We start from the raw sequence: 13,515 nt of genomic DNA, 5'->3' as shown, positions 1-13,515 counted from the left end.
ACTGGGCAGGAACGCAGCCAGGGAAAGGCACTAACCCCTACCTGGGATCCAGCACCACCGATTGGAACGAGCCCTTGCCCGTGCCGACATAAAGGAACAAGGCTCCATCGCCGGCTACACCAACAACGGAAGGATTCCCCGTCCCGGTAAAGCCATTTCCGAGGGCGGCGAAGGAAGTGAACATATTCCATCCCGACCCCATGGACGTCCGAGCCAGGAAACCCCCGTTACCGTTGCCCGGGTAGAGCCACAGTGCCCCATCCGTTCCGCGGGCCATGATGTCTTCCGTGCCATCGCCGTTGAAGTCGCCACCCTGCAGGACGGCGTTGAAAATGTTCCAGCCGGTTCCGATCTGGCGCCATGGCTGGAAACCGCCGGAACCGTTACCGGGGTACAGCCACAGGTTGCCATCGGCAGCCCGCGCCACAAGGTCCGCTTTGCCGTCGCCGGAGAAGTCGCCCGGCGCGAGCATCTGTGTGAACCCTTGCCACCCTGTGCCGATCTGTTTTCGAGCCAGGAACTGGCCGCGGCCATCCGTTGGATACAGCCACAACACCCCGTCGGAAGTGCGCGCCACAAGGTCCGGGTGACCGTCGCCGTCGAAATCTCCTGCGCTGAGCACCGAGGTGAACGTGGCCCACCCTGAGCCCACCTGGACTCTCGGCAGGAATCCGCCGGAACCGTTGCCCGGGTACAGCCACAACACACCATTGGTGCCGCGGGCAAGAATGTCCGCGACAGCATCGCCGTCGAAATCTCCCGCTTCCCAGACCTGGCTGAACTGGTTCCATCCGGCCCCGATCGGCATGCGGTCGGCAAATCCCGAACCGTCGCCCGGGTAGAGGCGCATGGTTCCGGACGACGTCGCCGTCAGGACATCCGACTTCGCGTCGCCCGTGAAATCCTGCCCACCCACGATGTCGCCCACGGCGTTCCAACCACTTCCGACGGCGATGCGCGGCACGAACCCGCCCCAGCCGTTTCCGGGGTACAGATAGAGAGTGCCGTCGCTCGCCCTTGCGAACAACCCGGGTCCAGCACCGCTGAACGAACCGTCTGAGGTGATGCTGGTGAAGCCGTTCCAGCCCGAGCCAACCTGGGACCACGCCCGGAATCCTCCCTGGCCATCGCTGGGGTAAAGCCACAAGCTGCCATCGGGCTTGGTGGCCATGAGGTCGGGCCGGGCATCGCCGTCGAAGTCCCCCACACCGATGAGGTTGGAGAATCCCTGCCAACCGGATCCGACCTGCCGTTTGGCAAGGAAACCGCCGCTTCCATTGCCCGGATACAGCCACAACGCGCCGTCGCTGGTGCGCGCCAGGATGTCCCCGCGGCCGTCGCCATCAAAGTCCGAGATCCCGGTGATGGCGTCGAAGATGTTCCATCCCGAGCCGACCTCCCGGGGGCTGTTGAGTCTGTTGCCGGGCAAACCCGAATACAGCAACAGGGAACCGTCAGCCTCGCGGGAAAGAACATCACTGAGCTTGTCGCCGTCAAAGTCGCCCACCGAGAAGCGGATCTTCGCCGTGAGCTTGGGATCGGCAAAAATAGTGACCGACGCCGATGTGGCAGATACCGAATTGATGGTCACCTGTGTGCCGGTATAGGTAGTGAAAGTGCTGCCGGCCTGCCATGCGTGCTTGGTGGCGTACCAAGGTTCCGGGAATGGCTTGGTGGACGGCATGAGAATCAGGGACGAAGCGATGGTGGCTCCACCGCGCTGGACGATCTTGACGCCCCTGTTTCCGGCTGGCTTGCCAGAGTCGTCGAGGTAGCTGTCGTAGCCGGCCGCCTGCCGCAGCTCAAGGTAGTACACCTCTTTGCTGACCGGATCGGTGAACTTGATGGCACGCTGGGCTTCGGTTCCGCCCCAAGGTTTGAGCGTGTAGGTCTTGGCGCCTGTGGCAACGCCAACATCACGGATTTCATCTCCCCGGCCGAGCCCGGCATAGTCCCAAAGGGAGCTGCTCACCACAGGCGATTCGTATTGGGCAGCACCCATGATGTCCGTGGTGTCGCCGTACTCCCGGATGTAGCACGAAGGATCCGTGAACCGACCGTTGCTGTCAACGCCGACGTCGGACGCGCCGCTGCCGCACTGTAGGGCGTCCGCGTGCATCAGGCCGATGACATGCCCGAACTCGTGGCTCATCACATTGTTGGTGAACCCGCTGATCTGGGGCAGGAGCACCCGGCCACTGTAGCTGCCGCTGCTGTATCCGGCGCCGAGGGCGTTCCCGGACAGAGTGGACGGGGGAATGAAAATTACCAGCGCCGTGTACGGGCTTGCTGTCCAATTCAGCTCGCTGGTGATGGTGGACATGATGGTGCTGTAGCTGTCAGTGGATTTCGCCCTGGACTGGTGACCGGCAACCTTGGTGTTCACCGTCATGGACAGCTTGTTGGCCGTCATCGCTTTCCAGTAGTTACTGGACGCGGCCACGGCTTGCTCGGCACTGGTCATGGACACCGTATTGGTGTTGTCCGCGAGCTTGGCTGTGACCAGCCGTACCCGGATATCGCCGCTGGGCCCGGCTGCCGCGGCGCCGGAGCCCGAACCGATGCCGGAATCGGGGCCGGTGTTGAATGGTGTGGCCCGTTCGGGCGGAGTCTCGAACGTATGCTCCGAGTGCGGTGTGCCCTCCACGAACTGCACGTTCGGATTCTCCGGCCCGGGCGACGGCACCGCCGTTGCAGGGGTCTGTACAAAGAAGAGGCCGGTGGCGAACACCACCAAGCCTGTTGACAACGCGATTGATTGCCGAAGCGCACCCATTCGATCTCCCTGAGCCGGAGCCTGTGGTTCCTGTGAGTCTCAGCAACCGAGATCAGGCTACAACCGGGTAGCCAGCCACACCGGCAGGCGGGGCTGTTCTCATGGAAACCCAACTATCCCGGAATGCTTACGGGACCCTAACCGGGCCGAAATACCGTGGCAACATTGCCGCGCCACACTGGAATAGCCGGCAAGTGCAGGCACAAGCTCCAGCCCAGGAGGCCACCATGTTGAAGGAAGCCACAACACACACAGTACGTATACGCGCGATCAGCCAGCTCCACCGTGGAGACGAGATTGAAGCTCGCCTTTCCGTGGGACCCGCCTATGATGACGTGGTCATCCGCCGCGGGCGCGTCCAAGAGACAGCGCCGGGAATCGGCGTCGTCTGGATCATGGATCACGCCTCCGGAATGAGGAAGGCCATCAATACCGACGAATGCAGTGTTTGGCGCGTCGCCTGAACCGGCTTGACCCCAAACCCCACTCAGCCGCCGGCCACGGACTGGACAATAAGAATCTCCTGGCCAGCCGCTACCTCCGTTTCAAGACCCTTCAGACGCCGGACCTCGTCACCGTTCACGTAAATATTCACGAAACGGCGGAGCTTTCCGGTTTCATCACGCAATCGCCTGGCCAGCACCGGATAATCTTCGGTCACTGAATCCAGCAACTGTCCAACGGTCACAGCCCCGTCGGCGGACGCAGTCAGATAGGACTGTCCGCCGACGAGTGGCTGCAGGACACCAGGCAACAGGACCGTAAAGTCAGCCATGACGGACCTAACCGGGCACCGTGGCTGGGTCTTCGGAATCGGGGTCGCGCGTCTGCGCTGCCGCTTCGACGATTTCTTCAGCTTCCGCCACCAGTGTGGCTTCCGCCGCTGCCAGCGGGTTTTCCGCCCCTGCCGGGCGCCCCACCACGACGGCGGCACGCACGCAGAGCACGTCCGGTAAGTGAGATGCCACTTCAGCAAAGGTCTCGCCCTCGTCAGCGCTGGCATACACGTCGCCCCCGCGGGTTCCGAAGTACACGCCAGTGGGTTCGGCAGTGTCTACGGAGGCCGCGTCCCGCAGGACGGCGTTATATTCGTGGTCCGGCAGACCTGTGTGCAGTTCTTTCCATGTCCCGCCGGCGTCGTCTGTGCGGTGGACGCTGAGCTTGCTCCCCGGTGGGATGCGTTCGCCGTCCGCCTTCAAGGGGACTACCCAGGCTGTGCCCTCGCGTCGAGGATGAGTCAGCATCACGAACCCAAAATCAGCGGGTAGCCCGTCCGCGATGGAGTCCCAGTTCTCGCCGCCATCGTCCGTGCGGTACACGCCATGGTGGTTCTGCGCATACAAACGGTCCTCGACGGCGGCATCCGCCGCAATTTTGTGGACACACTGGCCGAACTCGGGGTTGGGATCGGGCATGAAGTAGGCCGAAATTCCTTTGTTGCGGGGCTCCCAGGAGGCGCCGCCGTCGAGTGATCTGTAAACGCCCCCGGTGCTCATGGCGACGTGGACTTTCTCCCCGGAAGGATCAACCACAATGGAGTGCGCCGCCGCACCGCCGTAGCCGGCTCCCCAATCACTGCGATGGGGGTGGTCCCAGAGTCCGCGGTTCAGCTCGAAGTGCTCGCCGCCGTCGGTTGATTTCCATACGGAAATCGGCTCGCAGCCGGCCCACACGACGCCCGGACGGGACTCGGCGTCCGGGTATATCTGCCAGATGCGCTCCAACGCGGCGTCGGTGCCTTCCGGAAACTTGATGGCGCCCTGCTCGGGCTCGGTCCAGGTGACGCCGAGGTCGTCCGAGTGGGCCACTGTGGGTCCCCAGTGCTCAGACCGGACACCCACCATGATTCGTGTTTTGCCGTCCCTTGTATCTATCCCGATGCTGGGAATCTCACTCATGAGGAAGTGCGGGCCGGAGAGGGACCAGCCTTTGCGGTCCGGGCTGGTTGCGAGCCACAGGCCTTTCTTGGTCCCGATCGCGATGACGTAACTCTCTGAAGTAGCCATGAACCCCATCGAACCATCAGGGCGTGCAGGTAGCAACGATTTTTGGGCTTATGTGGATAGTCCGATTCAAGGCAAGAACAACCCTTACGGTTACAGTGCGGCATAACTCCTAATCGTGACGCGAAAATCGAAAAAACTTTTCGCGGGTTGTGACCGATGCCTGTTATGGGTGGAAACGTGCTTGACTGTGGTTTTGCGGTCAAGAGGGACCGCCACAATTTAATGGGGGACAGATGTTTGACGAGGTCAAAGAGCCATGAGGCCACCTGGAACGATTTCCGCGGTGGTCGGCCGGTAGCAGGAACGAGCCATGGTTGCAGTCTCCTTGCAAGAGGGAGCCATAGTCCTGGATCCGTTCTCCGTGAGGATGGTTCTGGGGGTGATCACACTGACCCTCATAGTGCTCGCCTCCGTCTCCTCCAGGCGACTCAGGTCCGCGTGCGTCGACAGGTCAGCGTGCACCGGCTGGTGGCGGGTTGCCTTGCTTCTCTTCTTCGCCGGAAATTTCGCTTTCCTGCTGAACGGAACCTCCTTCCTGGCCTGGGCAAATCCGCCCGGCAAAGCCCTGATTGTGGCTGGCGCCTTCAGCATCTGGGCAGGGGCACGCACCCTTCGCGGCCGCAAAGTCAGTGGTTGGCAGCTGGCGCCGGCTCCACTGATCATCTGCCTCACGTCAGCGATGGACGGCGCCGAGACCAGCCTGTGGTCCGGCGGCTTGGTGTACCTGGGCATGACGGCGGCCGGCCTGGGCATGGCCGCTGCAGAGTTGTGGTTCGCCAAGCCCGCCCAGTCCCGGGTAACGAAGTTCCTGGCCGTCATCGCCGCCCTTACCTCGCTGTACTATCTGGGCCGGGCCATCACGTTTGTGGTGGAAGGGCCGGACGGCAACTCGTTCAGGACGTTCTTCGGTTATGCGCCGGCGGCCCTGATGCATCTGATCCTCCTGGTGTCGCTGTCCTTCACCATCAACGCGCTCAGCAACAGCCACCTGATCACCAGGCTGCGGGAGCGCGCCGAACGGGACCACCTGACCGGGCTGCTCAACAGGGGCGCCTTCCTGGACCTGGCCGAAAAGGAACTGGCAGGTCCGGCAAACCACCGCGGCGCAGCCCTGATCCTTGGGGACCTCGACTATTTCAAAGCCGTCAATGATGAGCACGGGCATGCCGCCGGGGACGCTGCCTTATGTGCTTTCGCCGAGGCCTGTACTGCGTCTGTGAGGTCAACGGACCTCGTTGGCCGGTACGGCGGAGAAGAGTTCATCCTTTTCTTACCGGGTGCAACGCAACAGCGGGCCGAGGCCATCGCCTCCGAGATCAGTCGGCGCCTGTCCGCCAGGGCAGATCCGGAGGGGTTACCCTACCCCACAGTCAGCTATGGAGTGACGTCCACAGGAGCCAAAGCTCAGGACCTGAAGTTCTTGATCGGGGTGGCAGACGCCGCGCTGTATGAAGCCAAAGCACAGGGACGTAACCGTGTGGTGGGCGCGGATTCAGTGGACCCGCTGCCCACGTTCTTCGGAAGTCCGTAGCCACGGGCGTCCGGTTCTGCTGGCCCCTGGTACCGCGTTAGGCGACGTTATGCCTAGGCTGGTGGGTGGCAAATGAGCCTGGTTCCACCCGTGAATGACGGACAACGATGACGGAGAACAACAATGACTGAAGCAAACACCGCGGCACGCGCACAGCAGCTGAAAGCCCTCCATGAAGCCCCGGAAATCCTCAGTGTGGTTAATGTGTGGGATGCCGTCAGTGCCCGCACTATTGCGGAACTTCCCGAAACCAAGGCCATCGCCACAGCAGGGCATTCCATTGCTGCCGCCTTTGGCTATGCCGACGGAACCATGCCGTTGGACGTCGCGTTGGACGGGGTCAAGCGAATTGTCGACGCCGTGGATCACCCGGTCACTGCGGACCTGGACGATGGCTTCGAGAACCCGGCTGAGACCATCCGCCGGGCTATTGGAATCGGCGTGGTTGGCGCGAACGTTGAAGACCGCTTGCGGCCTTTCGACGAGGCGGTTGCCCGTGTACAGGCGATCATAGGGGCCGCTGCGGACGAAGGTATTGCGTTCCAGCTGAACGCACGCACTGACGCTATTGCGCGCGGCGGTGACCGTCCCATCAAGGACAGTATTGAGGACGCCATCGCCAGGGGTCGGGCGTTCCTCGACGCCGGCGCGGCGCTGGTTTTCGTGCCCGGCGCCATGACCCGGGAGGTCATCGAGCCTCTGGTCGAGGGCCTCGGACACGGGAAACTCTCCGTCATCGGCGCGCCCGGCGCCCTCCCAGCAGCCGAACTCCAGGAACTGGGCGTGGCCCGTGTGTCTTACGGCCCCTTCACCCAGCGGGTGGCTCTGCGCGCCCTCCGGGATCTTGCCACGGATCTTTATGGCTCGGGCGTCGTCCCTGCTGATACGCCCGCACTGAACTGATACACCCGCACTGAACCAGATGCAGCAGCCCAACTAGGCGACGCCGGCCGGTCCCGTCTGCGAGTCGGGACCGGTCAGGCGCCTGAACGGGTATCGAACGCAGCCGCGGATTCCCGGAGCAGGCGGGCCACGGTGTCCACAGGCAAGCTGGCTGCTTTTCGGCGGTCGAAGCGGCGCAGCGCGATGTGCCGGGTCCCCAAACCGGGAACGTCCAGGATGTCCACCTGATCGTGGACCACGCCTGTTAGGGCGAGGGTGGGCACAATGGCCACTCCTTCGCCGGCGGCGACGAGTGCCAGTGCGGTGAGGGTGTCGTGGTACTGGTGAACAGTCTCTATCCGGGTGCCCGTGGAGTGGCGGAGGCGTCCGAGCACGGCGGTGTTTGCTGCGGACGGTTCCACTCCCAGCCACGGCAAGTGCAGGCGGCTGAGGTCTATGTTGTCGGTGCCGAGCAGGCTCCCTGCAGGCACCACCAGCTTCCAGGGCTCGTCCAGGAGGGGTTCCTGAACCATTCCGGCCGCCATGGGACGTTGTTCGGCCGCCGTCGAGTCCTGTTCAATCACTACGGCATCGAGCTGCCGTTGACGAAGCAGCCGCATCAGTGCCGGGAAACCGTCCTCAACGATCTGGATCTGCAGCTGGGGGTACTGGCTGCGCCATTCGGGGAGTCGAGGAATCACAACGGTGCGCATGAAGCTGGTGAAGCCACCCACCCGCACCACTCCAGCAATATTGACTTCACTGTGCATCCGGGCGCGGGCGACGTTGAGCGCCCGTTCTATTTCTTCCCCTGCCTCTGCCATGGCCAGTCCGGCGGGTGTGAGCACTGACCCTTTGGGGGTCCGCAGGAGTAAGGCCTGGCCCGCCTCGTGCTCGAGTTTGCTGAGTTGCTGCGACACTGCGGACGGCGTTATCCGCAATTCATCAGCTGCCGCCAGAACGCCTCCGGTGCGGGCAACAGCCAGAAGAACCAGCAGCCTGCGGGGGTCCATTTCCATGTTAAGCACTCCTAAACATGGGATTCAGAATAATGCAATTGAACTAAAGGTGTTACTGCCTCAATATTGACTCACAAGCACGATTCAGTCACGCAGCATCGACCCCCGAATCACGCCCATCATCCCGGACCTCACGCCGCCCGTCGGCTTCATCCGGATGCCCAAATCCTGAAAGGACTCCCATGGAACTGCTGTTCGAAATTGCCGGTTGGGCCGGCGCAGTGGCTATGCTCGGCGGCTACATGGCGGTGTCCATGGGGTGGTTGCAAGCGGGCAGCACTTTCCAGACCGTCAATCTCTTTGGTTCGTGCGCCTTCATCATTAATGGCACGCTTCACGGAGCCTGGCCGTCCGTAGTGACCAACGTGGCCTGGTTCCTGATCTCAGCGGTGGCACTTCTTCGCATGAGGGCCAAACTCCGGCCCGCGGAGGCCACGGCCGAGCCTCAGGAGAGCCCGTCTCTTGGCCCGGACACCGCGGCCCAGGTCATCGTCGCGGCCGCTCGCCCGGCTGCCAGCTGCGCCTAGCGCGTCAGTCCACAAACTCCGACTGTGTTTCGATGAAGTCCCAATCGGCAAGGGTCAAAACACCGCTGACCTTGTCCGGATGGGGTCCGCCGGCCTCGGCAATGTGCTGCAATACCTGCAGCGGCAGTTCATCGGCCCGCAGGTTTTCGCGCAGCCACTCTTTGCTGTCCAGGTGCAGGTCGAGCCACCACATATATATTTCCATTGCGGACCGCCTCTCTTCGGATTAACGGTAGGCCGGGACGGGTGTCTCTACAAGGGTCCGAGGCCGCCTGCTTGATCCCTGACAGATGCCCGGAACATGCTGTTCAAGCACGTGCCGCAGAGCAACAATAGGGGTATGGCTGCGGAAGGTTTCAGCGGACGGATTCCCTTGGTTGTGGGAGTGCTGCCGGACCAGCATGTGGAGGTCCTGCAAACTGCCCGGACCTTGGCCGAACAACTGGGCGTGCCGCTGGTTTGCGCGTATGTGGACGAGGCGAGCTACCTCGTGGAGTGGGATCCTTCCCGCGAAACGCACCGAATGTCCTTGCATCCCGAAAAGGATGACGAGGACGTGGCAGCTATCCGGGATGACCTGGGCAGAGCCATCACTGAGGCCATGGACGGCGGCACCACGGACTGGACGTTGCGCCTGCTCGCCGGCGACCCTGCCAGGGCACTGGGCCGTTTGGCCTCCGACATCGATGCTTCCATGATCATCGTGGGATCTCCCGAGCCTGGGTTGGGGCATCGCATTTCTGAAGCACTGAACGGCTCGGTGGCGGCTTGGCTGAGTCATCACCAGCGGCGTCCGGTGCTGATTGTGCCCCAAAAGAAGCGGCACGACGCTGCCCATAAAAACTAAAGCGAAAGTACTTATTCGAGGTGGTGGCAAAGGCGTCCCAAGGCACGTAGAGTGATTACTGCAGGACGGCGAAAGCCCCTGCTCAAAGGCTGCTCCGGAGTGCGTATCCCCCAATAACGCACTCCGGAGCTCTTTTGTTTAAGCGACGCATTCGCCGAGCTAACGCATGTACCCCCACCACCTTCTTTGACGCGAAAACGGCCCCGACACACCTTGAACCAGGCGTGTCGGGGCTGTTTCGATTTCATAGTCGGTGGTGGCGGCACAGGCTCACAACGAACAACTCACGACGCCGGCACTCATCTTGGGTGTCGTCGTCGAGCCTTGAGGGGTGGCTGGGACGCTAGCCGAACAGCCAGGCCGCCCCCAGCAGCAGCGGTACCGCCAGAATGCTGGTGAACACGGCCGTTGACTGGGCAATTCCTTGGCCCACGCCGTACCTGACCGCGTAGAGCACCACGTTCTGGCCGGTGGGGAGGATGGCACAGGCAGTCACCACGAAAGTGCTGAAGGGGTCCAAGTGGAAGACGAAGGCGGCCAAGACCCAAGCCAGCGCCGGTTGGACCGCAGACTTGAGAATCACAGCCACCGTTGTAGGGGCCCGATCATTGATCCCCGGACGGACAGAGAGCCCGTGCAGGGACATGCCAAAGATGATGAGCATCAGCGGAACAGCCAACTGGGCAACCAGCGCCAAGGGATCCAGAACCATGCTGGGCACGTCGATTCCCAGCGCGCTGACCAGCACGCCCAGGATCGCCGCAACAGTCACGGGGTTGCGGAACGGGATGGAGAGCGTGCGCCACACCGACACGTGCTGACCCGCGGGATCGGTGAGGTCCAGGATCGTCAGCGCAATGGGCGTCACGATGGCCAGTTGGAACAGCATGATCGGGGTGACGTAGGTGGCACTTCCCAGGATGTAGAGCGACAGGGGAACACCCAAATTGGTGGAGTTCACGATGCCCACGGACAGCGCGCCAATAGTTGTTCGCCGGACACCCCACCGAGCAATCGTGCCAGCCACCGTGAACACGAGCATGACAGCCGCTGCTGTCACCACGGAGATCAGGCCAGTGGCGCTCAGGACCTCGTTGATGTGCTTGGATGCAATGGCCGAGAACATCAAGCACGGCAAACCCACCATGAAGGTCAGCGTGGAGAGGACTTTGCTTCCCTCAGGACCCAATACCTTTGTTCTGCCCAGGATGTAGCCGATGAGCAGCACAACACCGACCACGAAGAAACCTTTGAGGACACCGTCCAACCGTCTTCCTCAATCCACTCTTCGGGAGGCCCACTGCCAGCGCAGGCCTTGGAAACAGATTTCAGACTATCCGGCGAAAAGGGTCAGGAAGGCACGCGCCTGCTGACCACCGACGCCGGGACCGCCGGGACGCGCTGCCGCTTGGCGTACACCCGGGCACGTTGGCTGGACAGGGCCAAGAGCACCAGAATGTCGGTGGCCAAACCGGAGAGGCCCGCTTCGAGGGTGATATTCGCGCTGCCAGTGGCGTAGTCGATTGCCTGGACCAGGATGGAGAAGGAACTCAGCCCCATGGCAATCACGCGGGCTCCGTTGCTGCCCAGGAAAATGCGCCAGGCCAGGAAAACTTCACCCAGCCCGAACACCAGGACCACGGACGCTATCAAGGCGATTGCCGCCGTCGTGCTTTCCGGGTCTGACGTGTCGGCGTCCAAGGCGAGGCCGGATATTTCACCGCCTGAGGTAAACAACGTGATGGCGAGGGCCAGTGCCGCGATTGCCCTGGCCACCACCAAAGCGGCGCCCATCATGATGGGAGCGGGCCGGCGGTCGCGGCTGTCGGTCCGGCCGGGCGGCTGGTCCGAGGGGACGTGGACGCGGCGTGCATCGATGATCGGCAGGTCGCCGTCGGTGGAAATGGAGTCACCGCCGCCGTTGCGCGTGTGATATCCGGTGGAGAAGTCCTCGATGACCTGGACCGAGACGGCCGGCTCAGCGTCCGAAACGGTGGAAACGATGTGGTCCCGTTCCACGTCGGTGTTCTGCTCGATCTTGTGCGTGATCTGAAGGGTGAAGAGGGAGAAACCGACGCTGCGATCGTAGGTGCCTGCCGCGAGCCAATCCACTTTATGGCCGCCCGGGAGCAGCCAGCCCTCGGGGCAACGCCAGAAGCGGACGTGGTGGCGTTTGCCGGGAGTGTTGTTGACCTCTTGCTGGTAGGCGAAATCCTGCTGGCGGTCGAAAAGGTATAGCGGGCTTACCGGCGCCTCCGTGTAGCTTTGCCGGAAGATGGTGGAGCTGATGATGCGCCTGCTGCTGGCGAAGGTGACGTCGTCGGCCATGGTCCACCCGGCGGCCCTCATGATCGCGTGGATCCTAGGTTCGGTCCCCAGCAACGCAACATTGACGGGGTCACCCAGCAGTCCGTCGCTGGTCCGGGCGCGGCCAATGAAGTATCCCGGAACGTAGATGGTGGTGAGGATCCGGTGCAGCCTGGGCAGCAGCAGGTATGCGAGGAATGCCCAGAACACTATCGAGAACCACAGCTGCCCCCACCCCAGGTGGAAGCTTTCCCCTACCAGCAGGAAGGCCAGCCACACCGCAGCTGCTCCGCCGAGGATGAAGAATCCGTGGTCGAGCCGGCTGTCTGTGACGTCTTTGTTCGGCACCTTATCCCCCTTGTGGCTTCCTAAGCTTGGGGCTTCCGCTGCACCTGGTACATGGGTTTTGCCGGCTTAGGTCAGCAGCTTTGGCAGATGGAGCTGCCCGTTGCTGATAAGCCATTGTAAGGACTCGTGGACCGCCTGCTCGGGTTCATATCCGGGCGCGTACCCGATGAGGGAGGTGGCCTTGTGGATGCTCATGCAGTGGTTGCGGGAGAGATGCGCCCAGCTGGAATCGGCAAATTCCGGGGTGGTGGTCCGGCGGAATTCCTCCCACGTCACGGTTTCCATGTGTGGCTCCTGCCCGAACCAGGACGACGCAATGCTCACGTAACCGCGAACCGTCAGGGCAGTGGGCGCAACAATGCTGAAGTCCTCCCCGGCTGCAGCATCTCGGTGAAGGATGGCTTTCCCGAAGGCCTGCGCAACGTCGTCGGCATGCACATGGTGCATCAGTTCAGTCCCGCTCCCGGGAACCTGGAGCGGATGCCCGGAGGCAATCGTGTGCCACACCTCCGGATCCAGGTTGCCCCGCGGCCCGATCGGCAACCATCCGGGCCCCACGATGTGTCCGGGGTGGATGGATGTTGTGGCCAGGCCGCCGGCAGCAGTCTCTTCCTTGAGCATGCGGGCGATGTCACGTTTCCGGATCCCGTACTGGTCCAATGGTTCAGCGGCGGAATCCGTCCCTTCGGCAATGGGCAACTTCAAACTGACCCCGTGCCGCCAGATGGAGCCGCAGTGCAGCAGGTGCTCCGTCTGGTTTCGAAGACTTTCCACCAGCGCAGTGGCTGACTCGAGCGTGAAGCAAATGAGGTCAACCACGACGTCGGCACCCAGTCCCGCTATCCGGTCACCAAAGACGCCCTCGCGTTCCTCCTGGTCGCGGTCCGCGGTGACCTGGTGGACCTGCTGCCATTCACGGACGTCGGTGTACGGCGGGCTGCTTCCGCGGCTGACGTTGATGACCTCGTGTCCGGCGCGCACAAGCCGGGGAACGAGGAAGGAGCCGATGTGGCCACTGCCGCCGATGACAACGATCTTCATGAGTGCTCCGATCTTCACGAGTCACGGTACTGGCTTGCGAGGCTAACCGATAGGCCCGCGCGCCCAAGGTCAATTCGGCACATAATAACGAGACTTACTTGTTCCCGGGTTAGACAAACGGCAGGCTCCCCCGACTAGCATGAATAGTCCGGGTAAGCCCGGGTACGTGACCTCTTGAACGACCCCCTCGGACGGTCGGCGTTGACGCGGCGACCACGTAAAGGAGAAAAC

13 protein-coding genes are annotated in these 13,515 nt (G+C 62.5%); 5 read left to right on the top strand and 8 right to left on the bottom strand.

Annotated elements, in window-relative coordinates; all coding sequences use genetic code 11:
- Window positions 1-37: 37 nt before the first annotated feature.
- A complete protein-coding gene (locus AR689_RS00170) occupies window positions 38-2,776 on the bottom strand; it encodes an FG-GAP-like repeat-containing protein (protein WP_062065104.1) in 2,739 nt (912 codons plus the stop codon).
- A 227-nt stretch (window positions 2,777-3,003) separates the two neighbouring features.
- On the opposite strand from AR689_RS00170, the gene AR689_RS00165 reads away from it, so the two are divergent.
- Entirely contained in the window at window positions 3,004-3,240 is a 237-nt protein-coding gene (locus tag AR689_RS00165) for a hypothetical protein (RefSeq protein WP_062065102.1), read from the top strand.
- A gap of 23 nt (window positions 3,241-3,263) precedes the next feature.
- Here AR689_RS00165 and AR689_RS00160 read toward each other — a convergent pair whose 3' ends face one another.
- Window positions 3,264-3,551 (bottom strand): MoaD/ThiS family protein, encoded by a 288-nt coding sequence (locus AR689_RS00160; protein ID WP_062065099.1) that lies wholly within the window; start codon window positions 3,549-3,551, stop codon window positions 3,264-3,266.
- Window positions 3,552-3,558: 7 nt separating this feature from the next.
- A complete protein-coding gene (locus AR689_RS00155) occupies window positions 3,559-4,791 on the bottom strand; it encodes a WD40/YVTN/BNR-like repeat-containing protein (RefSeq protein ID WP_231745377.1) in 1,233 nt (410 codons plus the stop codon).
- A gap of 301 nt (window positions 4,792-5,092) precedes the next feature.
- Here AR689_RS00155 and AR689_RS00150 point away from each other — a divergent pair, with 301 nt between their 5' ends.
- Both AR689_RS00150 and AR689_RS00145 read left to right on the top strand, forming a co-directional pair.
- On the top strand, window positions 5,093-6,313 hold the full coding sequence (locus tag AR689_RS00150) for a GGDEF domain-containing protein (RefSeq protein WP_062065096.1): 1,221 nt from the start codon (window positions 5,093-5,095) through the stop codon (window positions 6,311-6,313).
- A gap of 123 nt (window positions 6,314-6,436) precedes the next feature.
- Window positions 6,437-7,216 carry an isocitrate lyase/PEP mutase family protein gene (locus tag AR689_RS00145; RefSeq protein WP_062065093.1) on the top strand — a complete coding sequence of 260 codons (780 nt, stop codon included), beginning with the start codon at window positions 6,437-6,439 and terminating at the stop codon, window positions 7,214-7,216.
- A gap of 74 nt (window positions 7,217-7,290) precedes the next feature.
- Here AR689_RS00145 and AR689_RS00140 read toward each other — a convergent pair whose 3' ends face one another.
- Window positions 7,291-8,214, bottom strand: coding sequence for a LysR family transcriptional regulator (locus AR689_RS00140; RefSeq protein WP_062065090.1), 924 nt, complete (start codon window positions 8,212-8,214; stop codon window positions 7,291-7,293).
- A gap of 182 nt (window positions 8,215-8,396) precedes the next feature.
- Here AR689_RS00140 and AR689_RS00135 point away from each other — a divergent pair, with 182 nt between their 5' ends.
- Entirely contained in the window at window positions 8,397-8,741 is a 345-nt protein-coding gene (locus AR689_RS00135) for a CBU_0592 family membrane protein (RefSeq protein WP_197412768.1), read from the top strand.
- 4 nt (window positions 8,742-8,745) lie between these two features.
- Here the strand turns inward: AR689_RS00135 and AR689_RS00130 are convergent, their stop codons facing one another.
- Window positions 8,746-8,946, bottom strand: a complete 201-nt coding sequence (locus AR689_RS00130) for a hypothetical protein (RefSeq protein ID WP_062065084.1) — start codon at window positions 8,944-8,946, stop codon at window positions 8,746-8,748.
- A gap of 135 nt (window positions 8,947-9,081) precedes the next feature.
- Here AR689_RS00130 and AR689_RS00125 point away from each other — a divergent pair, with 135 nt between their 5' ends.
- Window positions 9,082-9,588, top strand: coding sequence for a universal stress protein (locus AR689_RS00125; RefSeq protein ID WP_062066029.1), 507 nt, complete (start codon window positions 9,082-9,084; stop codon window positions 9,586-9,588).
- Window positions 9,589-9,931: 343 nt separating this feature from the next.
- Here AR689_RS00125 and AR689_RS00120 read toward each other — a convergent pair whose 3' ends face one another.
- The 3 genes from AR689_RS00120 to AR689_RS00110 all read right to left on the bottom strand — a co-directional run bounded on the left by AR689_RS00120 (window position 9,932) and on the right by AR689_RS00110 (window position 13,284).
- Window positions 9,932-10,855 (bottom strand): AEC family transporter, encoded by a 924-nt coding sequence (locus AR689_RS00120; protein ID WP_062065081.1) that lies wholly within the window; start codon window positions 10,853-10,855, stop codon window positions 9,932-9,934.
- 83 nt (window positions 10,856-10,938) lie between these two features.
- Window positions 10,939-12,243: an LssY C-terminal domain-containing protein gene (locus AR689_RS00115; protein WP_062065078.1), complete on the bottom strand. Its 1,305-nt coding sequence runs from the start codon at window positions 12,241-12,243 to the stop codon at window positions 10,939-10,941.
- 66 nt (window positions 12,244-12,309) lie between these two features.
- The gene (locus AR689_RS00110) at window positions 12,310-13,284 is read right to left on the bottom strand and encodes an NAD-dependent epimerase/dehydratase family protein (protein WP_062065075.1); all 975 of its coding nucleotides are present in this window, start codon (window positions 13,282-13,284) and stop codon (window positions 12,310-12,312) included.
- Between the last annotated feature and the right edge of the window lie 231 nt (window positions 13,285-13,515).

It is taken from the genome of Arthrobacter sp. EpRS71, from assembly GCF_001512285.1.
In the GTDB taxonomy this organism is placed as follows: Bacteria; Actinomycetota; Actinomycetes; order Actinomycetales; family Micrococcaceae; genus Arthrobacter.
The sequence above is the reverse complement of the archived record's forward strand: the minus strand, read 5'-3'. Positions and strand labels throughout refer to the sequence as shown.